The sequence below is a fragment of the Streptococcus suis genome (assembly GCF_046032515.1).
Classification (GTDB): domain Bacteria; phylum Bacillota; class Bacilli; order Lactobacillales; family Streptococcaceae; genus Streptococcus; species Streptococcus suis_AL.
On record NZ_JARQPJ010000016.1, the window covers coordinates 1 to 25,816 of the forward strand.

Consider the following 25,816-nt stretch of genomic DNA (forward strand, 5'->3'; position numbering starts at 1 on the left):
TTTGTCATTGACGATTTATCCTTAGATAAATCACCCTGCACGTTTGGTTCGTCTTCTTTAATTTTCAAAGGTCTTGTTCGTTATCGCGCTCTCGCGACAACTATATTAGTTTATCATTTCTTAGAAACTTTGTCAACACTTTTTTGAAACTTTTTTTCGTTTCGCTGTTGACCAGTCCCTCAAGAGACAACTCAATTATTCTATCATCTTCTACTGAACTTGTCAACACTTTTTTGAAACTTTTTTCATCCCGCTACTGACTAGCCCCTCAAGAGACAACTCAATTATTCTATCACGACTTATACACATTGTCAACCGGTTTTTGGAGATTTTTTTGGATTTTTAAAACACTCTCTATTCTCTCTATTCTCTCTATTCTTCCAGTTCGTGATTCCCTTCTTACTTAGAACCCGTACGGATATGCTCCTCCCAATGTCAATCCAAGTTTAAATGTTCGACCTTAGAAAAATCCCCCACATCAATACACAGTTCATTTTTGACAACGTTCCTTCTTTGTTAACTTTTCAACAACAATGTGAAGGGCTATATAGTTGATATTCTTTCCTGTTTATTATGTAGTGACCGAATTTGCTCTTCATCGACTTTATATCTAGGCTATTTTTCCAAAAACAAAAGTCGCTAGATTTTTCTAACGACTTTGTTATTATACGCGTTCAACTTTGCCTGATTTTAGTGCACGTGCTGAAGCCCAAACTTTTTTAGGTTTACCATCAATCAAAACAGTTACTTTTTGAAGGTTTGGTTTAACTGCGCGTTTAGTTTGGTTCATAGCGTGTGAACGGTTGTTACCTGATACAGTCTTACGACCAGTGAAATAACATACTTTAGCCATTGTATCTTCCTCCTCATTTGATCAAATATATCGGATGTGCTAGCACCACATACCATACTATTCTAACAGAAAAGATTGGACTTGGCAAGAATTATTTTCACTTTCTTTTTTTAAAAGTATCTATACTCATAGGTAAATATTTTAATACTACAGTTTGCGCCCCATCCATAATTCTTCGTTCTCTAAGCTATTACAGTCATGAAAACTTTGGAGCGGTTTATATTTTAATTGTTCTCTGCTCACTTCTATCGTAGATTTCTTCATAGCGAAGAACTAGATCAAACTTAATCAACTATTATAATAAAAAGGATTCTCGAAAGAAAATCCTTTTTGGTTTAATCTAAGAAACTTATGCTTTGTTTGCTTGAAATCTGAGATTTCTTCGCAGTTACATTAAGCTTTGTTCGCTGAACCGAATACGTCGATACGCTCTTCAACAGATGCTTGGATAGCTTTCACGCCGTCTGCCAAGAATTTACGTGGGTCAAAGAGTTTTTTCTTATCGTATTCTGCTTCGTTTGCTTCATAAGCCGCTGCAAACTTACGAGTTGCGTTTGCAAATGCGATTTGGCACTCAGTATTAACGTTAACTTTAGCAACGCCCAATTTGATTGCTGCTTGAATTTGCTCATCTGGAATACCAGAACCACCGTGCAATACGATTGGGAAACCAGGTACAGCTTCAGTCAATTTACGCAAGTGGTCAAGATCAAGACCTTCCCAGTTTGCTGGGTATGGGCCGTGGATGTTACCGATACCTGCTGCCAAGAAGTCAATACCAGTTGCAACCATTGCTACTGCATCTTCGATTGGAGCCAATTCACCGCTACCAATGATACCATCTTCTTCACCACCGATAGTACCTACTTCAGCTTCAACTGAGATACCTTTAGCGTGTGCCAATTCTACAACTTCTTTTGCTTTTGCAAGGTTTTCTTCTACTGGAAGGTGTGAACCGTCAAACATGATAGAAGTGTAACCAACTTCGATACACTCAAGTGCATCTTCGTAGTGACCGTGGTCAAGGTGAATAGCAACTGGAACTGTAATGTTCATTGACTCGATCAAGTTAGCGATTAAGTTGCGAGCTACTTTGTAACCACCCATGTACTTAGCTGCACCCATAGAAGTTTGGATAAGAACTGGAGCTTGTTTTGCTTCTGCTGCACGCAAGATAGCTTGAGTCCACTCAAGGTTGTTTGTGTTAAATCCACCAACTGCATAACCGTTGTCACGCGCTGCTTGGACAAATTTTTCTGCTGAAACTAATGGCATTTCGATAGCCTCCTAATATTTTTTGAGGTTGCACCTCATACTCTTCTATTCTACCATTTTTATTTTGAAAATGCTAGTTGAAACCGTCTAGTTTTGAGAAAAGTTTCACATATCTTTTCATGAAAGCTATAACAATACCCGTTTCCTATCATTCTTGTAATTTATGACCTAGCATATATCGTGCTCTGCACTTATCTAGATAAAGCAAAAGGACTAGCCTTAGCTAGTCCACTATGCGGAGAGTGGGACTTGAACCCACACGACCTAAAGCGGTCACAGGATCCTTAGTCCTGCGCGTCTGCCAATTCCGCCATCCCCGCTTAACACAAGAATTAGTATATCATTAGGAACTAGCCTTGTCAACACTTTTTTTGAATTTTATTTTTTATTTTTACTTTTTTTGACAAAACGTATTGATTTAGCCGATTCTTTTGCAATACTCTACTAATATAATGCTTAAAACCATCTAGACAATGATGCCATATGGGGATGGTATTTCGTATTTTCTTCTATAAATACTGTCATCTTTTTCGTTTCTTTATATAAAATATAAAAGAAGATTGAATAATACCAATCTTCTTCTATAATAATTACACTTATTTTTCATTCTCCATAGCTGCCGAAACAAAGGCTGTATACAAACCTTCAGGGCGATTAGGACGAGATTGTAGTTCTGGATGATATTGGCAGGCAACGAAGAATTTATTTTCTGGAATTTCAACAATTTCTACCAAACGGTTGTCTGGTGACACGCCTGAGAAAACAAAACCTGCTTTTTCAAATTGTTCACGGAAGTCATTATTAAACTCATAACGATGACGATGGCGACGTTGTACAACTTCTTGATTATCATAAGCAGCTGCAGCCTTGGAGCCACGTTTGAGCTTGCTTGGATAAAGACCTAAACGGAGAGTTCCTCCTAAATCTTCCACTCCAATTTGATCACGCATGATGTCAATAATTGGATATTTGGTTTCTGGGTCTAATTCAAAGCTGTTAGCACCTTCTAAACCGAGAACGTGACGTGCAAATTCTACACAGGTCAGCTGCATTCCCAAGCAGACCCCTAGCATTGGCACGTCATTCTCACGAGCATAACGAATGGCTTGTATTTTCCCTTCTGTACCACGTTGTCCAAAGCCACCAGGAACGATAATTCCTTGTGCTTGTCCTAGACGTTCAGCTACGTTTTCTGCTGTCAAATCATTTGCATTGACCCAGTCCAATTCGATAGCAGCATCATTTGCATATCCTGAGTGTTTTAGAGCTTCAACTACAGAAATATAGGCATCTTGTAATTCTACATACTTACCAACTAAAGCGATTTTTACTTTTTTCTGGAGATTAAGAACCTTGTTTACCATTGCTGTCCACTCTGTCATATCTGCTGGAGGTACGTCGAGCTTCAAGTGATCGCAAACAATTTGATCCATGTTCTGCGCTTGCATATTTAATGGGATTTGGTAAAGATGTTCGACATCCAAGGACTCAATAACTGCTTCTGGAGCGACATCACAGAATTGTGCCAGTTTATTTTTAATTCCTTGTCCAGCAGGCTGCTCTGTCCGAATTACCAACATGTTTGGCTGAATACCTAGACCACGCAACTCTTTTACAGAATGTTGTGTTGGCTTAGTTTTCATTTCGCCTGCTGCTTTGAGATAAGGCAAGAGTGTTGTATGGATATACATAACATTGTCTGAACCGACATCTGCCTTCATCTGACGAAGCGCTTCAAGGAATGGCAAGCTTTCAATATCACCTACTGTTCCACCCACTTCCGTGATGATGACATCTGCATCTGTAGTACGAGCTGCACGCTTGATTTTGTCTTTCAAAGCATCTGTAATGTGTGGAATAACTTGAACTGTTGCCCCTAAGTATTCCCCTTTACGCTCTTTACGGAGGACTTCGCTATAAATTTTACCTGTTGTAACATTTGAATATTTGTTCAGGTTAATGTCGATGAAACGCTCATAATGCCCAAGGTCCAAGTCGGTTTCTGCGCCGTCGTCCGTCACAAAAACTTCACCGTGTTGATACGGACTCATTGTTCCCGGGTCAATGTTGATGTATGGATCAAATTTTTGGATTGTTACCTTGAGACCTCGGTTCTTCAATAAACGACCTAGGCTGGCTGCTACAATCCCTTTGCCGATAGAGGAAACAACGCCACCTGTTACAAAAATATACTTTGTCATGCAAACTCCTTTTCTACGATTCAGGCTAATAGGAAGCAATTTGTGGGGATACTTCCTGCTAACTTGAAGAAAAAACAAAAATAGCTCCCTATCGCTAGGGAGCTCCGACCTCAAAAGAGGTGCCCAATAATATCTTATCGTAATTTGGTAGTCTTGTCAAATTATTTTTAAGAATCTAGGGGGATATAATTCTTATTCGTCGACGACCTCTTCATCTGAATACTCGTCATCATCTTCACCTAAATCAACATCCTCTTCGTCCAATTCGTCATCTGGAATAATTTCGTTGATTTCTGAATCATAGGACTCAACTTCATCTTTTTCGTCATCTGGATTTTCATCATCGTATTCTGATGATGCACTACCCGGATAGTTGTCCTCATCTTCTGGATCGTCATGTCCATAGTCAATCGCATCATCATCACCGTCCATGAAGGCATTGACACGTTTCTTCTTGCGTTTTGGTGCATCTTCATCATCTTCTTCAAGAGTGATCACTTCTTCATCAATCTCATCGATTGCGTACCAAGAACGTAAGCCCCATTTGTTTTCGCCAAGTGGAATGAAGCTTCCATCCACATTCAAATCAGAATAGAAGGTTGGGAGGGCTGCGCGAATCTCGCTGTTTGATTTTTCAAGGTAGTTTTGAATTTCATTGACCAAGTCGTTGAAATACATTTCGTTGTCACGTCCACGTTCTTCCAAAATAGCACGGGCTACTTCAATCATGGAAAGTTCGCTTTTTTCTTGTCCTGCAAATACGTTAAGTTCCAAGGCTGTTCTCCTTTTTTGTCTTTCCTTTCTATTTTACGCTAAAAAAGGCAAATAGTCAAAGATAATCTTTATCGTTTTTCTGTAAAAAAATACCTGCAGAGCTAAGCGCTACAGGTATTTTGTTTACTATACTTGTTCTTCTAAACTTGGAAGGGAGATGGTCCGTTTGACCCCATCCTTATCTACAAGTCGAACAACTTTGCTTGTTGCATCATATTCGAAAGCTTCAAAAGAGACTTTGTAACGGTCTGAGAGTGTGACCAGACTTTGTTCAAAGGTTTTGAAGTCCATGCCAAACTCTTCTGCTCTTCGTTTTAATTCTTCTGTAAACTCGTCAATTTCCTCGGTTTCTTCAGAAATAATTTCTTCATCACTTTCTTCCGTCTCTGTTTCTTCTGTTGATTCAGATGGTGTACTTGGTGTAAATACTCCCCAGCCATCGTCTGAAACAGGGCGTTCTTGTGGATTAGTCATGTAGTACTTAACCGTTGCTAGGAAATCTTCTAGACTATACCCTTCAGGACTTCTTGCACTGCCTTGGTCAAACCATTTAAAGGATACATAGTGATAGTGATCTTGATGCGGAATTACCAGAGTCCCGTTGCGTACTTCGGTCGCATAGCCAGCATTGTAGGTCAGTGCTTCGAAAGGAACGACTTTCTTCGCTTCAACTCGGTTGTAAATTTCCTCTGCTGTTTCTTTGGCAACTTGTGGCTGTTCTGGCGTTGTTGTCTCGCCTGCACTTGTTCCTGTTTCAGTTGGTGCAGGTGTTGACGGTGAACTAGAATTAGATTTCTCACGTTGAGCTACCATAGCCTCTGCTGGGATCAGCTCGCTTAAGTAATTCAAATCACTCTTGTTAATCCGACGGTAACCATCTGTAATCACACGTGGGATGCGATAGCTATCCGTACCTATTTTCACTTTTAGATCTAATAGGTCTGCTGGGTCAAAAATATAGCCGTCTTTTGTTGTATATTTTCCTGCTGCCTTAGCTTCTACCAATTCTTCTGCTGAGTGAACAATTTGCCAATTTTTCAAACCTGTACGTTTCTCAATTGGTGTGACATTTTTCGCCAATTCTTCAGCGTCTCGTTTATCAAGAAGAGTTTGTACAGCTTCCAATTCTTCTTTAGATAAATCTTTCTTGGAAATTGAACGCAGAGAACCACCTGTCGCCCTTGGTAGACTGAATGCTTGACTAAAGACAAAACTTGCTGGATCTAGTACGTCTTCCGCCGAGAAGATATAGCCGTCATTTGTTGCAAATTTCCCTTTTGCACGTGCATCCATGACTTCTTCTGAGGTGTGAATGATTTGCCAATTTTTCAAGCCTAAGCGGTTTGCTTTAGGTGTTGCATTTAGAATTGGGGGAACAAGATCCGTTGCTTCTCCATCACCATGTCCACTTGTAGTCCAAGCAGATGGACGAATTTCAGGATGTTGCATGATATAACGGATCGTTGCAATTTGTTCCTTACTCAACCATGTGTAAGGTAGGACGTGGATGTGATCAATGTGTGGAATAATAAAGGATTGTCCAGTATCATAGGTCGCATTCGCTCCCTTCATCGGAATTTGATCCATACCGACCAACATGGCTGGCTTAAGATCTCCTTCTGCAAGCGGTGCAATATCAAAGATATACTGCTTATCTTTTTCTGCCAAGGTCAACTCAGCAAAAGAGATTTTCATCAAATCTAGTTCATCACGACCATACGTATACGTTTTTCCACCTACTTCCATTTCATAAACAACTTTTCCAGCCAATTTACGTTTAGCCGTTACTTGTTTGTATTCAAATGCAGGGCGATTTTCTTCTTGAATTGGTTTTACAGGTGTTGAATCGTTCCCTTGACTTGGTGTTGTGGGTTTAGCATCGTTTCCTACTTGTTCAGATATTTTCGGTGGCACTTGTTTGCCTGCCTTCTCATTAACCCATTCCTCTACTTGCTTGATTTCAAAATCTTCGAGCTCGCCAAAACCAACATAATGGAAATGATCTCCATGACTAGCTATCAACCCTTGATCATCAACTGAGGTAATAGAGGATTTGCTAAAGATGTATCCATCGCTTGTAAAGTATGCCTTACCATCTAACCCTTTTCCATAAGCAGGAATTTGACGTCCCATATAGGAAACTACTTTCCCTGTTGACTGCTTCGGTTGTGTTGGCAATACTGGTTGTGTAGGCGATACCGGTTGCGTTGTAACCGTGCCGATTGGTGTTACTGGACGATTTGGTTGTGTCGGTGTGTGTTGGGAGTGACTTGCTTGTGCACCAGAAGAAACACCTGCTCCATTTACACCAATAATTCGAGAAATCTTCTCTTCTAGAGGAGACATCTGGCTATATGGGATAAAGTGGTAATGGTCGCCGTGTGGAACGATGACACCTGCTGCAGTTTTCTTCGTAATCGTTCTTGGGTCAAATACCAATCCATCTGCTTCTACATGGCGTTGAGATAGCGGCGTTGCATCCAATTGAGCCAATAAACTAGCCAAATCCTGACCTTGCCCCGCACTAATTGTTGTCTGTTGTGCTCTATTGTTTCTATCGCCATATTGACTACCACTAGCCGAGCTCACACTTCCTTTTTGATTCCAGTAATCTTGTGCAGCCTTCAATTCGGCAGCTGATAAATCTTTTTTAGGAATAAAGTGGAAATGGTCGCCGTGCGGAACGATAAAACCATCTCCCGTGTCTTCAATAACATCTGTCGGATTAAAGACATAGCCATCGTCTGTTCTGTAGCGGCCGTCTTTACTATTTCCTGCTGCCTGATTCTTACTGTCAGCAGAAGAGATTCCTTTTTGCCGCTCCACTTCTTCTTTGCTACGAACATTTTTACGTTTGCTAGGGTCTTTTAGATAGAGATAGTATTTCCCGTCAACTTTTATGACGTAGCCATCCTGGACTTCATTGATAATGTGACTATCTTGTAAAACATAGTTCGGGTCCTTCATGACCAACTCTTCACTAAAAATCGCATCAAAAGGGACTTTACCATTATAGTAGTGGAAATGGTCACCGTGTGATGTCACATAGCCTTGATCAGTAATTTTAACGACTATCTGCTCAGCGTCAATATTTTCCTTGGCAGAAACTTGATCAGGCGTTAATTGTTCAGCAACGGTAGTTTGTACACTTTGACTATCTTCAATATAGGACACACGATTTTTTTGCTCTTCCATCGCTTGGAAACGTCCAAGCTGATAGCTACAGAGACTCATCCCTAAAACAAGGGCGGCTACGGAGCCAACAACTGCTTTTTTCTTCATTTTTTCTCCTTTCGGTCGATAGAATTCGGCCTTTTATTTTAACTCTTGAGCTAATGTTTCTAAGACTTGCTCTAGATTTTCTAGATAGGTTAAATTATTTTCTGGATCTGCTTCAAGAGGATCCAACACTTTTAAGTCCACACCTGTCGAACTCGCCAATGCCTTGGCAAGTTTATCCGAGGCACCTTTTTCTGTAAAAATTGTTTGCACATTGTAGGTGTCAACAAATTCTTTAATTTCCGCCAATTGTCTAGGGCTTGGTTCCTCCTCTGAAACTCCTGCGATTCCCAACTGCTTCAACCCGAAGCGTTGCGCAGTGTAAGAGAAGGCTGTGTGTTGAGTGACAAATGTTTTTGATGTGGCTTTTGAAAAGATTGGGCTATACTTGTCTGCCAACTTTTGCGCCTTTTCCTCCAAGGTTGCGGCATTTTGACGATAATAATCCGCATTCTTAGGATCACTTTCTGCTAAAAGTTCACCAATAGCAACAGCTTCCTGACCAACCAAAACTGGATCCAGCCATGTGTGGGGGTCATATAAACTAGCTTCATCAATCCCTTGACCAGCTTCCATGTCTTCTAAGCCTGGAACCTTTGTCAGCGGTAAATTAGTCGAAGCCTCCAAAACCTTGACAGATGAACCTTGCAAATTAGGTTCCAAACGTCCTGCCCAGGATTCCAAAATTCGCGAATGATAGATAAAAACATCTGCATCGTATATGGCCTTTATGTCCGCAGCCGATGGTTCATACGAGTGTATGCCCTGTCTTGAGCCAATCATTCGAACATCATTTTTGCTCCCAGACACTTCCTTAACCAGTGAATAAATTGGGTAAAAACTAGTGATAATAGTCAACCCCTCCTTCTCTTCCGACTTGGGCTGAAGTTGGCAAGCGGCCAACAAACAGATCAAACTCAGACAGAGAAAGCTAAACAATTTCTTTTTCATAGTTCCTCCTTTAAAATTATTAACTAGTTAAGTTTATATCACAAAATAATTAACTGGTCAAGTACTTTTTAGAGATTATATTATTTTTTTCTAAAAAAAGAAAACCCGATTGTGTCGAGTTTTCCAATTTGCATTATTATTTTACAGTTGCAGTGCTTGTGATCACTTCAACGGCTTTCTTCACAGCGATGTCGTGTTTAAGCATTTCTGGTGAAAGCAAGCTACGAACTTGTGCGACTTCCATGTTGTAAGTTGCTGCCAAGTCTTCGATTTCTTTATTGATTTCTTCTTCAGTTGCTTCGAAACCTTCTGCTTTCGCTACTGCTTCAACAACCAAGTTTGTCTTAGTACGTTTTTCAGCATCTGCTTCGTATTGTTTATGAAGGTCTTCACGAGTTGTACCAGTGATTTGGAAGTACATATCTGGTGAGATACCTTGTTGTTGCATACCACCCAAGAATTCATTGATTGCACGGTGAACTTCTTCGTGAATCATTTCTTCTGGCAATTCAACGATTTCAGCGTTTTCTACAGCCAATTCAAGAGCTGCTGATTCAACTGCATCGTCAAAGGCAACTTCTTTTGCTGCTTCCAATTCTTTACGGTACTTAGCTTTCAACTCATCAAGTGTTTCTACTTCTTCGTCGATGTCTTTTGCCAATTCATCATCCAAAGCTGGAACTTCTTTTGCTTTTACTTCGTGGATTTTTGTCACGAAGAGGGCTGGTTTACCAGCAAGGTCAGCTGCTTGATAGTCTTCTGGGAAAGTCACTTCAACGTTTACTTCTTCACCAGCTGCGTGGCCTACCAATTGTGCTTCGAAACCTGGGATGAATTGACCTGAACCAAGTCCAAGTGAGAAGTTCTCGCCTTTACCGCCGTCAAATTCAACGCCGTCGATTGAACCTACAAAGTCAATCACAACTGTGTCGCCTTCAGCTGCTGGGCCTTCTTTGATAACCAATTCAGCCAAGTTGTTACGCTCACGTTCGATTTTTGCATCTACTTCTTCGTCAGATACTTCTTTAGTTGCTTCTACTGAAACTGCCAAGTTTTTGTAGTCACCCAATTTTACTTCAGGTTTTGTCACAACTTCAGCAGTGATTGTCCAGTCTTGACCTTTTTCCATAGATACAACGTCGATTTTTGGTTGTGCAACGACTTCAAGACCAGCTTCAGCAACTGCTACTTCATAGGCTGCTGGCAAGAGAGCATTGACTGCGTCTTGGTAAAGAGCTTCTTCACCAAACTGTTGGTTGAAGACAGCACGTGGCAATTTACCCTTACGGAAACCTGGAACGTTCAAGTCTTTTTTAACTCGGTTAAACACGCGGTCCAATTCTGGTTTGATCGCATCTTGACCGATTGTGAAAGTCAAAACGCCGCGGTTTGTTTCTTTTGCTTCAAATGATACAGACATTCTGTCATTCTCCTTAAAATTTTATTGCATACTCTTCATTATAACACAATTAGCAAGGATTTCAACGATTTTATAGCGGACTTTTGGGAAATAGCAGAGCTTCTACTCAAGTTTTTCATCTGGTTGCTGTCCGTCGTGGGCCAACCACTTGCAGTCTGTCAAGCTCATTTCGGAAAAGACCGCTTCAAAAGAAGAATCTTCTGGTGAGCAGGCATAAATACCGAAATGGATGTTACCACTGCCTTCATGTAGGTGGCAAATCCGCATCTGCTCAAAATGGACACCGTCTTTAGAGTTCTCAATGCAGAAATCGCTACCCCGTCGGCTCAAACGGTAATAGATAGACTTGACAGAGGCTGGAATTTCCTGAGTTGCCCAGTCTGAAAAGCCATGATTGGTCACGACACTGCCCAGGTGCTGAAAGTTTTCATTTTCATACTCAATCGAGCCCTTAATCCAGTTTTCCGAGTCCTGATAGACCACGACACCACACTGGTCAAAGCGGGTATGACTATTGGAAAAATCTGTCTTAACCGTAAAGGAGAAATACTCTTCCTCCGTATCCATCAAAAGCAAAGGGGCATTGTCATTGACAAAATGGTAATAGGTCTTCTGCCACAAGTCCGTATGAGCTTGGGTTGTGATTCTGATTTCCGTATCTGATATCTGGTAGTGTTCTGGTTCTCGCACCCAGTAAAAATCTTTTGTGTTCATTTGATTTCCTTTCATTTTTAGACCATTATACAGGCAAAAGAAAAAGAAGACAAGTAACTCAATCAACTCTTTTAAGAGCAGGCTGAGGTGATTTTGGGGAATTTGCAGGACTTGTATCGTCAAGATTAGCGGGTACTATTCCTCCAAAAAGTCTATCAAGGCTGTTGAAAAGACCTCTGCATTTTGGAAGATAGATCCGTGACCCGCATTTGGATAGATGATCAGTTGGCTGTTTTTGATTTTCTCATGCATGATATAGGAATTTTCAGTTGGAACTTGTATATCCTTGTCACCATTGACGATCAGCGTTGGTTGCGTGATAAAGGCCATATCTTCTTGAGGATCTCTCCCCCAGCGTTTGATAGCCTTCAGCTGGGTTAAAAATCCTGGGATATTCATGTCCTTGTCTGCATACTCGGCTTTTCTTTCTCCCATACGCCCCAAAACTCTTTCAGCTTCCAGTAGTCCTGCTTTATCGTGGTTGTAGAAGATGAAGCGTTTTGGATCCACACGCTCCAGACCAGCCTTCAGCATATAGCGGAAGGTTTTTCCTGTCACCTTATCGACTTCAACACCGCCACGAGGACCTGTTCCTGCTAGAATCAAGCGGTTAACCATTTGGCTATCAAGACGAACGATTTCTTGGGCGATAAAACCACCCATAGAAAGACCAAGCAGGTTAATTTTCGTATGCCCCAAAGCCTTGATAATAGCATGAGCCTGCTCTGCCATTCCTGGAATAGTAGGAGCTACCTTGCCTTGACTGGCTCCGACGCCAGGCAAATCAAGAACAATGACATGCTCTTTTTCAGCTAGTAAGTCTAGCAATTTTGGATCCCAGTTGTCCAAGGTTGCGGCCAAATGGACTAACATGACCAAGGGCAGTTTGGACTTGCCCTTACCTAGTTCACGGTAGGCAATCTGATTGCCAGCGACAGTAATGTATTGGTTTTTGGTATCGATATAAGACATGACTTCTCCTATTTTTCAAAACTGAGGACAGTTTTTCCACGTGAGCGACCGTTGGCTACCTTGTCCAAGGCTGCGTTGACTTCTTCAAATGGATAAACGGTGTCGATAGACGGTTTGATTTCTAGTTTGCTGAAAATATCTGCTACTTCTTGTAGCTGTTGACCATTGCTTTCTACAAAGATGAAATGGTAGTGTACACCGTAGCTTGCCGCCATCTTGTCAAACTTGCGACCAACCAAGCCAAGCAGGATTTGTTTCCATTTTGGCAGGTTCATGCGTTTGGCAAATTCACCATTTGGCATGGCACGGAGGGAAACCAGCTGACCAGCTTTTTTCATGATCGACATTTGTTTTTCGGTTTCTGCACCACCAAGCGTATCCAGTACATAGTCGATTTGGGAGAGGGTTTTGGTGTAATCTTCTGTCTTGTAGTCGATAAACTGGTCAGCACCCAAAGCCAATACCCGCTCTGCATTTGCCCCGTCACCGTTGGTAATGACCGTCAAACCCTTGGCTTTAGCGATGGGAATAGCCATCCCGCCGACGCCGCCTGTCCCGCCTGAGATGAAAATGGTCTTGCCAGCCTCTGCACCCATGAGGTCAAGAGCCTGCATAATAGTCAAGGCTGTCAGGGGAACAGCCGCCGCTTCCACATCAGTCAGATAGGTAGGAACTTTAGCAAGGGCAGCAGCCTCAACCGCCACATACTCGGCAAAGGCACCGATATTGTCGAGAGGAAGACGACCAAAGACACGGTCACCAACTGCAAAATTTGTCACGCTGGATCCGACTTCCTCGACCAAACCAACGACCTCATTGCCCGCTGTTTGTGGCAATTTGTAAGGCACAATCATTTTAACCTCGCCACGAGAAATCATGTTGTCTAGAGGATTGACACCTGCCGCTGTCACTTTGACAAGGACCTGGTCTGGTTTGATGTTCGGTTTAGCAATGTCAGTTAGGTTGAGTGCGATATTGTTTTTGTTATAAGTTGTGTGTTGTGCTGCTTTCATGGTTTACTCCTTTTATTCGTAGACTTGTATCTAATACAAGTCTAAGTTGTGCTAAATAGAAACTGACTTGTGAAAGTCAGTTGGATTTTTTTGCCTTTTGATACAAGTTGGCAATAACCTGGGCCAAGCTTTCTTGGGATAATCTATCCTGCAAATCCTGCTCAATGGTCGCAAAGATTGGCTGGACAGCTCCTGCAATATGCCGACCAACTGGGCAGGCTTGATTCGCATGTTGGTGCTGTTGAAAGAGCTGGATATGCGTGACTTCCTGGGTGGCATAGTAGATGTCCAGGAGGCTGATGTCCGCCGGATCCTTGCTCAACTCATAGCCAGCCTTGCCCTGCTGGGACTGGATGATGCCGGCATTCTTCAAGAGAGCGATGACCTTGCGGATATAACTGGCATTGGTACCGACACTGGTTGCCAAGGCCTGCGACGTCATGACATCACTGCTCTCGCTAATCATGGTCAAGATATGCAAAGCTACTGAAAATTTGGTATCCATGGAAATCCTCCTTTTGAACTTGTATCAACCACAAGAACAAGTTTAGCAAAAAGAAATCCACTTGGCAAGGATTTTGTTTTCAAAAAAAATCACAACCTACAGGCTGTGATTAATTTTTCCGTATCTGATCTTCCATATAGGCCGCACGGGCTCCGCCGATGAGCTTAGGACGGCTGGCAAGGGCGGTGACATGAGCCTGACCGATCTCACGCAAGCTCGGTCTAATTGGCACTTGGACGTGCTTGATGTGCATACCAATCGCCGTATCACCGATGTCCACACCAGCCTGAGCGGTGATAAATTCCACTTCGACTGGATCCTTCATATACTTGAAGGCTGCCAACTGTCCAGAGCCTCCTGCATGAAGGGTGGGCAGGACATTGACCATTTCCAAATCCTTTTGAACTGCCAATTCTCGCTCTACCACCAAGGCACGATTGAGGTGTTCACAACCTTGGACAGCTAGATAAATACCTTTTGGCTCCAGAATTTCCAAGATGGTTTCAACAACCACCTCACCAACTTCCAAACTAGAATTTTTGCCAATATGCCCTCCAATGACCTCACTAGAGGACAAACCTAGTACAAAAATCTGACTCTTTTGAAGATTGCTGAGTTCTAAAATCTCTTCGACAACTTGCTTAGTTTGGTCTTTAATTTCCTTTAATGACATGATTTACTGCACCAATTCTTTCTATTGCCTGAGTCAAGATATAACCTAGCACCAAACCAACTGTGTTTTGCAGAGTATTACTCATCAGACTTGTAACAGCGTCAGCTACATTATACATGAAACTAGATGCCACAAAATAGCCACCAATCATGGAAAGACTGGCGAAAATGATGCCCAGAAAACGTTTCTTACCCGTCCATCCTGCGAAATAGCCCTGAGCACCGTGGAAAAGCAAGCTAAAGAAAGCCCACTGGGGATAGCCCAGCAAGAAGTCAATCAGAAGCCCTGACAGTCCGCCAACAATGGCTCCTTCTTTCTTGCCCAGGTAAAAGGCTGTAAAGAAAACACCAACATCTAACAACGTGACAAAGCCCGTTGGTGTCGGTACGTGGACAAAAGCCAGAGTCAAGGTCAAAGCTGTTAGAATGGCCAGCAATACAAGTTCTTGCGTCTTTTTATTTCTCATATTGAATCACCCCATATTGATCTGATTTTAAGATGGCTGTATGGACAAAGTCCTTGGACAGTCGGACTGCTTCCAAAGAGTCCTGACCTAGCAAAAGCTGACTGGCAATGCTGGACGCAAAGGTACAGCCTGCCCCCACATTGTTTTCTGAAAGCAGGGGCGACTTAAGCACCACCACTTCCTTCCCGTCATAGTAAACATCGACAGCCTGTGAACCTCCCAAGCGGTTGCCCCCCTTGATGACCACCGACTTGGAACCCAAGTCATAAAGTGCCACCGCCGCCTGCTCCATCTCTTCCACCGTTTGGATGTCTTTTTGGAGCAATAGCTGAGCTTCTGCCAGATTTGGTATGATGATGCTGACATAGGGAAGGAATTTCAAGAGTTCATCCCTCAGCTGGCTGACCTCGGTATCATGCGTTTCCTTGCAGACCAAGACCGGATCCAAAACCACCGGAATATCCTGATGGGCCTTGATAAATTCCAAGGCCTGCTCTGCTATGTCCACCGTCGGAAGCAAGCCAATCTTAATAGCTGAAAAGGGCACATCCTTCAAACTAGCCAACTGCTGGGCAAACACCGCCGCATCTGTCGGAATAACCTCAAACCCTTTTTCCGTCATAGCTGTCAAGCAGGTCACCGCCACAAAACCATGCAGCCCATGGACTGTGTAGGTGGTCAGGTCTGCATGGAGGCCGCCACCGCTGAAAATATCATTGCCCGAAAGCGCCAAAATATACTTAGTCTTCATAGATAATCTCCTTTAGATAGAGGCCGTTGCCTGCCGCAGTTGGACCTGCCAAACCACGATCCTTTTCCGCTAAAATCCGCTTAATCTCCCCCACAGGCATCCGACCATTGCCAATTTTCAAGAGGGTCCCCACCATATTCCGCACCTGCTTGTACAAAAAGCCATTGCCTGAAAAGGTAAAAATCAAGAACTGCCGCCGCTGGTCATACTCCATGGTCGCCGCCGTGATGGTCCGCACCTTGTCCTCGACTGAAGTCCCCGATGCTGTAAAGCCTGTAAAGTCATGGGTCCCCACCAGATCCTGGATGGCTTCTTCTATCAAGCCCAAGTCCAAATCATAGGGATAGAAGGTCGCATAGTGGCGCATCATGGGATTCTTGGGCCGGCCAATGTCCACCAGAAATTCATAGGTCTTGCTGTGCTTGGCATAGCGGCAATGAAAATCATCCGCCACCTGCTCCACCTGGACCACATCAATGTCCTCAGGGGTTTGGGTATCTAGGGCAAAGCGGAGCTTCTCAACATCTCGACTGCCAGCCAAGTCAAAGTGGATGACCTGACCGTAGGCGTGTACTCCAGCATCTGTCCGACCTGCGCCATGAACGGTCACTGGCTGGCCACTATTCAATCTTACTAACGTTTTTTCGATTTCTTCCTGAACTGTACGAGCATGGGGCTGGCGCTGAAAACCAGAAAATTCATGTCCGTCGTAGGAAATAATTGCTTTATATCGTGTCATGGTCTGATTGTAGCACAGGAAAAGTATGTAAACAAGTCAGGAGACATCAAACTGTCCTATGACAGATTTCCTGTCTCAAAATTGACACAACCTCCCAAATACACTATAATGAAACTGAATATTGTATCTTAGAATTTTTATAAAATAATAACGAAAGGAGGAAACTATGGAACTCCATTCTCACCTCAATGCAGAAAACCAAACTGCTTTTGAACACGTCATCCAACATCTAAAAGAAAAGGGTGTACGCATTACCGAAACTAGAAAAGCAGTCGTTGCCTACATTATCGAAAGCGATGACCATCCTAGTGCTGAGATGATTTATCAAGATCTACTACCTAACTACCCCAACATGAGCCTGGCGACTGTTTACAACAACCTCAAACTTCTATTGGAAGAAGGGTTTGTGACTGAATTGAAACGGACCAATGATAATACAACTTATTACGACTTTATGGGGCACGAGCACCTCAATGTTATTTGTGAAGTCTGTGGAAAAATCACTGATTTCATGGATGTAGAAATCCCGAGCTTGAAGAAGGAAGCTCATACCCAAACTGGTTACAAAATTACAAAAGAGGTGCTATCCATCTACGGCATTTGTCCTGATTGCCAGGGCTAAAAGACGAATATCAAAGCGGCTTTCTGTCGCTTTTTTTATTTCCCTTTGAATTATCAGAACAATCTTATTTAGAATTATTACAAATAACTTGACTTTCTTTTTATAATTGTTATAATTAACTTAGATAAATGATAATAATTCTAAATAAGGAAACAACAAACTATGACACTCGTATCCAACCTCAAACAACACAGCCATATCATCACAACCGCTCTCTGCTTGGCGCTCATTCTAATGGGTATCCTTTTGCTTCAGACTGGACAGGGAGGGGCACCCATCCTCTTCATTTCAGCCTTTGTCATCGGTGGTTACCAGTCAGCCAAGGAAGGTCTGACTGAGCTGATTTTCGACAAGCACCTGTCTGTTGACCTGCTCATGATCTTGGCTGCTATCGGCTCTGGCCTGATCGGCTACTGGATGGAGGGGGCCCTGCTCATCTTCATCTTCTCCCTTTCTTCTACTCTGGAAGAATTAGCCATGGAGAAAAGCAAGAATGCCATCGCAGCTCTGATGAACATGACGCCTCCAACAGCTCGTAAAATCGAGGAAAATGGTGATATCACTGTTTTGGATACTGCCGACATTCGCATCGGCGACCTCCTGCAAGTTCGCAAGGGCGACACGGTCCCACTGGATGCCACTCTCATCAGCCCGCAATCTATCTTTGACGAATCCATGATTACAGGCGAGCCGCTTCCTGCGGAAAAAGCAGCTGGTGCGGCGGTTATCGGCGGTACTATCAACCAAGGACCAACTGTGACCGTTCAAGTTACAGCTGAAAAAGGCGATGCCCTCTTCGATAAAATCGTCCAAATGGTCGAAAATGCCCAAGAATCCAAATCAAAAACAGCGACTTTCATAGAAAATATGGAAGATACCTATGTCAAGGTTGTTTTGGTGGTGGTGCCGCTCTTTATCCTCTTTGCTCATTTTGCTCTGGGGTGGGACTGGTTGACTGCCTTCTACCGTGGCATGATTCTCTTGACCATCGCTTCTCCATGTGCGCTTGTAGCTTCTTCTTCACCGGCGACACTTTCTGCCATCAGCCGTGCGGCACGCAAAGGCATGATTATCAAGGGCGGTGATATTGCGGACAACATCGCCAATTTAGAAGCTATTGTCTTTGACAAGACAGGTACCCTGACCATTGGTAAACCTGAAGTTGTTGGAGCGACCTATCTTGGCGATGAAGAACTTATCAAGCAGGTTGTTCAGGCAGTTGAAAAACAATCGAGTCACCCAATCGCTCAAGCTCTCATGACCTATACAGCTGACAGCTCTGCTATTGACCTCCAAAGCCTAGAAGACGTGACCGGAAAAGGCTTGGTGGCGGGCTATCAAGGCGATAGCTGGAAAATCGGTAAGGCAGGCTTTGTGGTGGATAGCTTGGTAGGTCCGCTGTCTGCTGACTTGCTGGCACAGATTGACGAGGCGGAGAGCACTGGGAAAACCCTGGTCTATGTCAGCCAAAATGATGTGCTGTCGGCGATTTTCATGGTGGAAGATAGTTTGAAGCCAGAGAGCAAGCAGCTGATTGCCCAGTTGAAAGAGATGGGCGTGACGCCAATTCTCCTGACGGGCGACCAAGAAAAGACGGCTCGTTACGTGGCGAGTCAGGTCGGTATTGACCGTGTGATTGCCAACTGTCTGCCGACGGACAAGGCTTCTGTTATCCAAGAACTGCAAACCGAGTTTGCATCTGTCGGAATGGTAGGTGACGGTATCAACGATGCTCCTGCCCTTGCCCAAGCCAATGTCAGCTATGCCATGGGAAGCGGAACGGATATCGCTATGGAGTCAGCCGACATCGTGCTCATGGAAGACCTGACACGGATTCCTTACTCCATTCGCCTCTCTAAGAAAATGCGGGGCATCATCAAGCAAAACATCATCTTTGCCCTGTCTGTCATTGCTCTTCTTATCATTTCTAACCTCTTCCAGTCTATCAACCTACCACTCGGTGTCGTGGGCCACGAAGGATCAACGATTTTGGTGATTTTGAATGGGTTGAGACTCTTGTATTTTAAATAACATCAAACCGCCAGCTACTTGGCGGTTTTCTTATTATTTTTTTTAAAAAACGCTTGCATTCCAAAAATTATTGTTTTATAATAATTTTGAAGATAATATTATCATAAAACAATAATAATCGGAGGTTTGCTATGAAAACGAATCTACTCAAAACAGCAGGATTGGTTGCTGCATGTGTTCGCTATTTCTTCTATTTTTTGATTGCTCTCTATGCCTTCTCTACATTGGCAGGTTTTAGCGGGGATTCTTTTGTAACACGTTCTTGGGAATACACCTTTAACAAACCCATTGACCAGATTGGTGTCTGGCTCATCCTTTTAACAAGTGGATTAATCTTAATTGTCTTAGCGGCTCTCAGTCACATTGCCCACTTGCTTCAAAAGTTATGTAAATTTCTTCTGGAAGAAGATTACTTCGCTTCAGCTAGCCTTGCCCTTTATCAGAAACTCTTCATCAGTTTGCTGGTCTTAACTGCTGGTCAATTTTGCCTAACCAGCTTGTTCGTCCTGATAAATGCTGCTGGACCAAACAACTTCCTCAATCTGCGTTGGTCAGATTTTATCCTCAATGCTCTCTTTATCTTCCTGACTTATTTTGTCTGGACCTTAGTACAAAAGGGGCAACAACTTGAAACCGAGAACAGCGAGTTTATCTGATATGGAAATGATTCGCGTAAATTTAGACAAGGTCCTCAAAGACCGACAAATGACTTCCAAGGACTTGGCGGAGCAAGTCGGCATTACCGAAGCCAACCTATCCATTCTCAAGACAGGCAAGGCAAAAGGTATTCGTTTCAATACCCTGATGAGCATCTGCCGAATCCTAGACTGCCAACCAGGAGATATTTTGGAATATGTGAGTGAGGGGAAATAGCATGAACAAAAAAATATTTTTCAACATCGTCATACAATTGCTGAATTTTATTCGTTATGGATTGATTGCCTTAACAGGACTGATAATGTTGGCACTTCTTATTCTACTTATAGGCGGGAAACCTATTCAAAATAGTTTACAACTAACTGTCCCCTTGCCTATCATTGTTATTATTCTAATCATAAGTATCCTATTGGTAGCCTGCTTCATCTACCTAGCTACCATACTCAAAAAATTAATTATAAACTTTCAGAAAGGAATTATTTTCTCAACTGAAAATGTAGTCTATACAAAGATAATTTTAGGAACTCTGATCGCATGGACTAGCATACAATTTGCAAGTGCTTTTTTCCTATCTTACCTAGACTTAAAGAATGTAAGTGATTTATACGATTTTTCACTCAGTGATTACTTCATAAATGGTGTGCTAATTATTATTGCATTACTAGCAAAAATGGTATTGGAAAAAGGTGTACTTTTACAAGCTGAAAACGATGAAATTATATAAAGGAGCCCATGATGAAAAAGTATATTTCCCTCATTGCACTCTGCATGATGATACCTTGCTTAAGTGCTTGTCACTCTGTCACTTCAGAAGTTAATAAAGAAATGCAAAACGAGCTAACAGCAGCTTCTATCGAAACAGAAAAAGCTCTAAAAACAAACGAAAGTCTGGCTAAGATTGAGAACTTTCAGCAAATTGTCGAAATCGCGGCATCCAAAGGAGAGTTCTCTCTTAAATCTCCTTTCTCTGGCAAAATCTATTTAATGGCAACCAAAGAAAATCTCGAGAAACTCTCAAAAGAAGAGTTTACTCTAAATGAACATAGTTTCTCAACTATCGATTCTGGTAGTAGCAATGATTTTAATATTCGCTATAAAAAACAAACTTACTTCACTGTTCAAAGCTTATCCGTGCAAGATGTGGAGGATTTCGAATACACCAAACCCTCTCCCACTTCCGCTATTCTTGTCTTCTATCCAGACTAGCAAAAATTCCTCGATTCAAAAGAACCGAGGAATTTTTTTAATACGTCGCCAAGCGTTTTTCCAACCTGAGCTGACCGAAGGCGCAGAGAGTGCAGATGGACCAATATATCAAGGCAACACAGATATAAACTGTCATGTAATCAGACTTGGCTCCGCCGACTATTTTTGCCTTATTGAAAATCTCTGGCACTGTAATCATAGCGGTCAAGGACGTACTTTTCACCATATCCAAGAGAACATTGCTAAGAGGTGGAAGGGCAATCCGAAAGGCTTGGGGGATGATGATTTTTCTGTAAATCACATTGGTCCGCAAGCCCAGAGAACGCGCCGCCTCCCATTGTCCCTTATCAATGGCCGAAAGAGATGCACGAATAATTTCAGAAATGTAGGCACTAGACATGGATGTAAAGGCGATGATAGATGCGGAGATAGCATCAAGTTGCAGCCCCATGAAAGGCAAACCAAAATAGATGAAGAAAAGAAGGACCATGAGGGGAATGCCACGCATGAGAGAAATATGGGCCATAGCCAACCAACGCAAGGGTCCAAACTTAGACATCCGCATGAGGGCTACAAAAAATCCACAGAAAGTCCCCAAGGCAAAACCAATTAGGGATAGGGATAAAGTGTAGGGTAGCCCCTCCAAAATCTGTGGAATGGCCTCTCTTGCAATATCTGCATTAAAAACTGCCTGCCAGTTAATATCCATATCTTCTCCTCTTTCCTAAAAACCAGATAGACCTTGCCAGTCTGGGACCGACAAAGTCTATACAACATACAATTTAATTTCTTACCAAGTCTTATTCAACTTCGATAACTGGCAACTCATCTGCATTTTCAACAGGAACTGTCAAATCTTGTCCTGCATAGTATTTCTCAGAAATTGCCTTCAAAGTTCCGTCAGCTTTCATCGCTTCAAGAGCCTCGTCAATTTTTTCTTTCAAGCTTGTGTCAGCCTTGCTCATGACAATACCTTGTTCTGTTGGATTGTATTTTGCATCACCCATCTTCACTTTGATATCTGGGAAGTTTGCATTGACCCATTTGATAGCCATGACTTGTGTGTAGTAGTCGTTTGGAATGAAGTCTGTACGACCTGTTGATACATCACGTAAGTAAACATCGTTGGTTACGTTGTCATAGATAACTGGCTCTGCGCCTTGTTTTTCAGCAATTTTCATGTACTGAGTACCTGCGCCACCACCTGCTTTTTTACCAGTCCAGTCGCTCAAGTCAGCTGCTTCGATTCCTGATGAACCATCTTCACGAACAATGTAGCCACCAACTGAATACTTGTAAGGGATAGAGAAGTTGTACTTTTCCTTACGTGCTTCTGTCATGTCAAAGTTGTTAACAGAAATATCGACCTTACCACTATCAACAGCTGTAAAGGCTTCTGCCACACCGATTTCTTGGTATTCAATTTCCAGTTTCAAACGCTTACCAATTTCATTGATCATGTCAATTTCATAACCGACCAATTCTTTGGCATCGTTGTAGTAAGAAGTTGGGAAGAGGGTTCCTGGTGTTGCAACCTTCAAGACACCTGCTTCTTGTACTTTTTCCCATTGAGTCTGTTCAGCAGAAGAACTGCTAGTATTCGAACTTGAGCTAGAACATGCTGCCAAGGTCAAAGTAGAAACCAAGAGAGCTGAGGCCAAAACTTTTTTCAACATAAAACAATCTCCTTTGGAAGCTATAACTTCCTTTTTAATTTTTCGGTGTTAACCCACCAACTTTTACAGGTTAACATTTTGAAAACGTTTTGGCAAATAATTGAACTGAAAAAATGAATTCCCTTACAAGTTGAGCAAACCAGCTGCCTCCATTTGGTCTGCCAACTGCAAAAGTAAATCCTCTCGTCCCTTGGCTGCTGTGAATTGAATGCCGATTGGCAGGCCTTGTGGGGTCTTATAAGTTGGCAAGCTGATAGCCGGTTGGCCGGTGATGTTTGCCTGCTGGGTAAAGGGTGTCCAGGCTAGACTATCTGCAAACATCTCCCAAATCAAGCTCTGCTGCTCTGCCATTGCCAACTCCTGCATGTGCAACAAGCGGTCCAGCATCTCTTGCGAGTGAGTGAACTGGTTTAGCTTGGGCGCTACATCTGCGACGGTCGGTGTCAGAAGGAGATCGTAGTGCTGGTGGAAGTCCGCCATGATGGCACTGTAGCGGTCCCAATCCTGTAAGACCTTAGAATAGAGTTTAGCTGGGATGGTCTGCCCGCTCTGGTAAATGGCCCAGGTCATGATCTCTATGTCATCAGGGGTCATGGGACGACCCAGCCCCGCTTCAATCTCGTCAAACATCTGAGCTGTTTCAACACTGTTCATCAGGTAATAGGCCTGCATGACTTCAAGGCCGTCTAAAATAGGACTTGCTAGCTCGGTAATCTGGTGCCCCAGTGCTTCTAACTGAGGCAGAAGGGACAAGACAGCTTGCTTGGCATCAGCGGAAACCGAACTGCCAATCGGCGATGCCAGACTGTAGGCAATTTTCAGAGGTTGATCTTGCGGTGCAAGGAGACTCTGCTCAGACAGGAGAGCCAGAGGAAAGGGAGCTTCCACCTGATAGGTCTGCAAGTGATAAAGAAGGTGTTTGGTATCGCGGACTGACTTAGTCAGAGCAAAGTTGCTGGAAGTGCCCTGCCAACCTCGATAAGAAATTGGTCCAACTGGAATCCGACCCCGACTGGGCTTGAGCCCAATCAAACCATTGAAGGAGGCGGGAATACGGATAGAACCGCCACCATCTGAAGCTGCTGCTAAAGGTACCATACCAGAAGCAACTGCCGCTGCTGCACCACCACTGGACCCACCTGCATTTCGGCTCAAATCTAGCGGCAACTTGACTGGCCCATGTAGGCTGGAGTCAGATATGTTCTTAAAACCAAACTCTGGCGTATTGGTCCGGCCCAAGATGATGAACCCCATATCCTTGAAAGCCTGTACCAATTTATCTGTATGCCCCGCTCGGTAATTCTGGAATAGACGAGAGCCCGCTGTTGACAAGTGCCCTTCTTCATTTTGCCCCAAATCTTTCAACAAAAGAGGAACACCACCAAAGGGCTTATCTTGAAAGTCCCCTGTTTCTGCTTCTTGCAGGGCTTGCTCATATTGCTTGCTGACAACTGCATTGATAGCAGGATTTTCCTCTTCTATTCGTTCAATAGCTTCCGCTACCAGTTCTTTAGCAGAAACCTGACCTGTTCGAACAGCCAAGGCCATTTCCGTCGCATCTTTCCACATAGGCTTCTCCTTGTATTTTTTATTAGCTTATCATGAAAGTAAAAAATCAGCAAGCCGAGCTTACTGATTTTGAATATCTGTTCAAAACAAATTACAATTCATCAAAGGCATCTTTTACCTTGTCAAAAAATCCTTTTTTATGGGGCTTGACATCAATATTTCCAGCTGCCGCAAATTCTTTAAGAGCTGCTTTTTGGCGGTCATTCAAACCTGTCGGAGTGACGATATTTACCGTCACATATTGGTCACCGATGACTCCACCACGAACACTTGGTGCACCTTTTCCTTTGAGTCGGAAGGTCTTACCAGTCTGGGTACCTTCAGGAATGACCATATCCACATCACCGTGAACTGTTGGCACATGAACTGTATCTCCAAGTGCTGCTTGGACAAAGTTGAGGTTCAGTTTATAGTGAATAGTGGTTCCTTCACGTTCAAACTTGTCTGAAGGTTGGACCTGAATGACAACGTAGAGATCTCCGTAAGGACCTCCATTGAAACCAGCTTCACCTTGACCTGCCAAGCGAATACGTTGACCAGTTTCCACACCAGCTGGTACCTTAACCGTTACCGTATGGGCTTGTTTTTCATGACCAGTTCCATGACAGGTTGTACATGGATCTTTGATTTGTTTTCCGCGACCATGACAGACATCACAGGTCATTTGACGGCGCATGGTTCCAAGTGGAGTTTGGGCGTCCACATTGATCACTCCAGAACCATGACAACGCCCACAGGTTACTGGACTTGTTCCAGGTTTGGCACCTGAACCTGTACAGGTTCGACAAGTTGCCTCACGGTTATAGGAAACTTCACGTTCCACACCAAAAATCGCTTCTTCAAATTTCAAGTTGACTGCATACTGCAAATCATCCCCTTGACGAGGTGCATTAGGATTGCGCGTCGCACCACCTCCACCAAAGAAGCTAGAGAAAATGTCTTCAAAGCCACCGAAACCTGCTCCGTCGAAACCACCAAATCCACCTGCTCCTCCGCCGATGCCTCCATTGGCACCAGCAGGACCATACTGGTCATAGGCTGCCCGTTTCTGCGGATCGCTCAAGGTTTCATAAGCCTCTTGGACTTCCTTGTACTTGTCCTCCGCACCTGGATCCTTATTAATATCTGGATGGTATTTCTTTGAAAGCTTGCGATAAGCCTTCTTAATCTCGTCCTGAGAGGCATCCTTAGAAACCCCCAGACGATCGTAAAATTCTGTGTTGTTCATAGTTTATGATACAAAAGGCGTTAAGAAAACCGTATGAAAATAGGAAACTGACGCAGTGTGTAAAACACACTAGGAGGTTTATCTTTTTCACTAGGTTTTTAGCCTGTGTTCGAATAAACGAACTTGTATTCCTTTCTTTGAAAATTAGAAAGTAGCCCGTGTTCAGTTACGAACACTTTCCTTTCTATGAAGATATTAAGCCGTTAAGCGACTCAAAGAAAAATAGGAAACTCTCCGACGA

General features: G+C 43.1%; 25 protein-coding genes and 1 tRNA gene. 6 read left to right on the forward strand and 20 right to left on the reverse strand.

Annotated elements, in window-relative coordinates:
• Nucleotides 1-664: 664 nt before the first annotated feature.
• The 16 genes from rpmB to truA form a co-directional block, all read right to left on the reverse strand.
• Nucleotides 665-853 carry a 50S ribosomal protein L28 gene (gene rpmB, locus P7J49_RS07925; RefSeq protein ID WP_001140948.1) on the reverse strand — a complete coding sequence of 63 codons (189 nt, stop codon included), beginning with the start codon at nt 851-853 and terminating at the stop codon, nt 665-667.
• A gap of 393 nt (nt 854-1,246) precedes the next feature.
• Complete coding sequence (locus P7J49_RS07930) at nt 1,247-2,128, reverse strand: class II fructose-bisphosphate aldolase (protein ID WP_024396627.1); 882 nt, start codon at nt 2,126-2,128, stop codon at nt 1,247-1,249.
• A 234-nt stretch (nt 2,129-2,362) separates the two neighbouring features.
• Nucleotides 2,363-2,448, reverse strand: a tRNA-Leu gene (locus P7J49_RS07935).
• A gap of 276 nt (nt 2,449-2,724) precedes the next feature.
• Nucleotides 2,725-4,329, reverse strand: coding sequence for a CTP synthase (locus P7J49_RS07940; protein ID WP_011921913.1), 1,605 nt, complete (start codon nt 4,327-4,329; stop codon nt 2,725-2,727).
• A 192-nt stretch (nt 4,330-4,521) separates the two neighbouring features.
• Nucleotides 4,522-5,103, reverse strand: coding sequence for a DNA-directed RNA polymerase subunit delta (rpoE, locus tag P7J49_RS07945; protein WP_004195758.1), 582 nt, complete (start codon nt 5,101-5,103; stop codon nt 4,522-4,524).
• A gap of 126 nt (nt 5,104-5,229) precedes the next feature.
• On the reverse strand, nt 5,230-8,385 hold the full coding sequence (locus P7J49_RS07950) for a pneumococcal-type histidine triad protein (protein WP_408570357.1): 3,156 nt from the start codon (nt 8,383-8,385) through the stop codon (nt 5,230-5,232).
• 33 nt (nt 8,386-8,418) lie between these two features.
• Nucleotides 8,419-9,333, reverse strand: a complete 915-nt coding sequence (locus P7J49_RS07955; protein WP_029187056.1) for a metal ABC transporter solute-binding protein, Zn/Mn family — start codon at nt 9,331-9,333, stop codon at nt 8,419-8,421.
• A gap of 136 nt (nt 9,334-9,469) precedes the next feature.
• Entirely contained in the window at nt 9,470-10,753 is a 1,284-nt protein-coding gene (tig, locus tag P7J49_RS07960) for a trigger factor (protein WP_408570358.1), read from the reverse strand.
• Between the two features lie 102 nt (nt 10,754-10,855).
• Nucleotides 10,856-11,467, reverse strand: coding sequence for a DUF1349 domain-containing protein (locus P7J49_RS07965; RefSeq protein WP_408570359.1), 612 nt, complete (start codon nt 11,465-11,467; stop codon nt 10,856-10,858).
• A gap of 135 nt (nt 11,468-11,602) precedes the next feature.
• Nucleotides 11,603-12,439 (reverse strand): alpha/beta fold hydrolase, encoded by an 837-nt coding sequence (locus P7J49_RS07970; protein WP_408570360.1) that lies wholly within the window; start codon nt 12,437-12,439, stop codon nt 11,603-11,605.
• Nucleotides 12,440-12,447: 8 nt separating this feature from the next.
• On the reverse strand, nt 12,448-13,452 hold the full coding sequence (locus P7J49_RS07975; protein ID WP_408570361.1) for an NADP-dependent oxidoreductase: 1,005 nt from the start codon (nt 13,450-13,452) through the stop codon (nt 12,448-12,450).
• A gap of 76 nt (nt 13,453-13,528) precedes the next feature.
• Complete coding sequence (locus tag P7J49_RS07980; RefSeq protein WP_136670774.1) at nt 13,529-13,957, reverse strand: Rrf2 family transcriptional regulator; 429 nt, start codon at nt 13,955-13,957, stop codon at nt 13,529-13,531.
• Between the two features lie 109 nt (nt 13,958-14,066).
• Nucleotides 14,067-14,630, reverse strand: coding sequence for a TIGR01440 family protein (locus tag P7J49_RS07985; RefSeq protein ID WP_408570362.1), 564 nt, complete (start codon nt 14,628-14,630; stop codon nt 14,067-14,069).
• Nucleotides 14,611-15,096, reverse strand: a complete 486-nt coding sequence (locus P7J49_RS07990; protein WP_408570363.1) for an ECF transporter S component — start codon at nt 15,094-15,096, stop codon at nt 14,611-14,613. Before P7J49_RS07990 ends, P7J49_RS07985 begins: the two co-directional genes overlap by 20 nt.
• A complete protein-coding gene (locus P7J49_RS07995) occupies nt 15,086-15,847 on the reverse strand; it encodes a bifunctional hydroxymethylpyrimidine kinase/phosphomethylpyrimidine kinase (protein WP_408570364.1) in 762 nt (253 codons plus the stop codon). Before P7J49_RS07995 ends, P7J49_RS07990 begins: the two co-directional genes overlap by 11 nt.
• Nucleotides 15,837-16,586: a tRNA pseudouridine(38-40) synthase TruA gene (truA, locus tag P7J49_RS08000; protein ID WP_408570365.1), complete on the reverse strand. Its 750-nt coding sequence runs from the start codon at nt 16,584-16,586 to the stop codon at nt 15,837-15,839. Before truA ends, P7J49_RS07995 begins: the two co-directional genes overlap by 11 nt.
• A 166-nt stretch (nt 16,587-16,752) precedes the next feature.
• On the opposite strand from truA, the gene P7J49_RS08005 reads away from it, so the two are divergent.
• From P7J49_RS08005 to P7J49_RS08030, 6 genes are all read left to right on the forward strand, one after another.
• Nucleotides 16,753-17,208: a Fur family transcriptional regulator gene (locus tag P7J49_RS08005; RefSeq protein ID WP_014636557.1), complete on the forward strand. Its 456-nt coding sequence runs from the start codon at nt 16,753-16,755 to the stop codon at nt 17,206-17,208.
• Between the two features lie 162 nt (nt 17,209-17,370).
• Entirely contained in the window at nt 17,371-19,239 is a 1,869-nt protein-coding gene (locus P7J49_RS08010) for a heavy metal translocating P-type ATPase (RefSeq protein ID WP_408570366.1), read from the forward strand.
• 131 nt (nt 19,240-19,370) lie between these two features.
• Nucleotides 19,371-19,895, forward strand: a complete 525-nt coding sequence (locus P7J49_RS08015) for a hypothetical protein (RefSeq protein ID WP_029187040.1) — start codon at nt 19,371-19,373, stop codon at nt 19,893-19,895.
• A 1-nt stretch (nt 19,896) separates the two neighbouring features.
• Nucleotides 19,897-20,112 carry a helix-turn-helix domain-containing protein gene (locus P7J49_RS08020; protein ID WP_015646430.1) on the forward strand — a complete coding sequence of 72 codons (216 nt, stop codon included), beginning with the start codon at nt 19,897-19,899 and terminating at the stop codon, nt 20,110-20,112.
• A gap of 1 nt (nt 20,113) precedes the next feature.
• Complete coding sequence (locus tag P7J49_RS08025; RefSeq protein WP_408570367.1) at nt 20,114-20,620, forward strand: DUF2975 domain-containing protein; 507 nt, start codon at nt 20,114-20,116, stop codon at nt 20,618-20,620.
• Between the two features lie 11 nt (nt 20,621-20,631).
• Nucleotides 20,632-21,102, forward strand: coding sequence for a hypothetical protein (locus P7J49_RS08030; protein WP_408570368.1), 471 nt, complete (start codon nt 20,632-20,634; stop codon nt 21,100-21,102).
• Between the two features lie 37 nt (nt 21,103-21,139).
• Here the strand turns inward: P7J49_RS08030 and P7J49_RS08035 are convergent, their stop codons facing one another.
• From P7J49_RS08035 to dnaJ, 4 genes are all read right to left on the reverse strand, one after another.
• Nucleotides 21,140-21,811: an amino acid ABC transporter permease gene (locus P7J49_RS08035; protein ID WP_408570369.1), complete on the reverse strand. Its 672-nt coding sequence runs from the start codon at nt 21,809-21,811 to the stop codon at nt 21,140-21,142.
• A 91-nt stretch (nt 21,812-21,902) separates the two neighbouring features.
• Nucleotides 21,903-22,778 carry a transporter substrate-binding domain-containing protein gene (locus P7J49_RS08040; protein ID WP_029943879.1) on the reverse strand — a complete coding sequence of 292 codons (876 nt, stop codon included), beginning with the start codon at nt 22,776-22,778 and terminating at the stop codon, nt 21,903-21,905.
• Nucleotides 22,779-22,901: 123 nt separating this feature from the next.
• The gene (locus P7J49_RS08045) at nt 22,902-24,347 is read right to left on the reverse strand and encodes an amidase (RefSeq protein ID WP_408570370.1); all 1,446 of its coding nucleotides are present in this window, start codon (nt 24,345-24,347) and stop codon (nt 22,902-22,904) included.
• 91 nt (nt 24,348-24,438) lie between these two features.
• The gene (gene dnaJ, locus P7J49_RS08050) at nt 24,439-25,575 is read right to left on the reverse strand and encodes a molecular chaperone DnaJ (protein WP_408570371.1); all 1,137 of its coding nucleotides are present in this window, start codon (nt 25,573-25,575) and stop codon (nt 24,439-24,441) included.
• Nucleotides 25,576-25,816 lie beyond the last annotated feature (241 nt).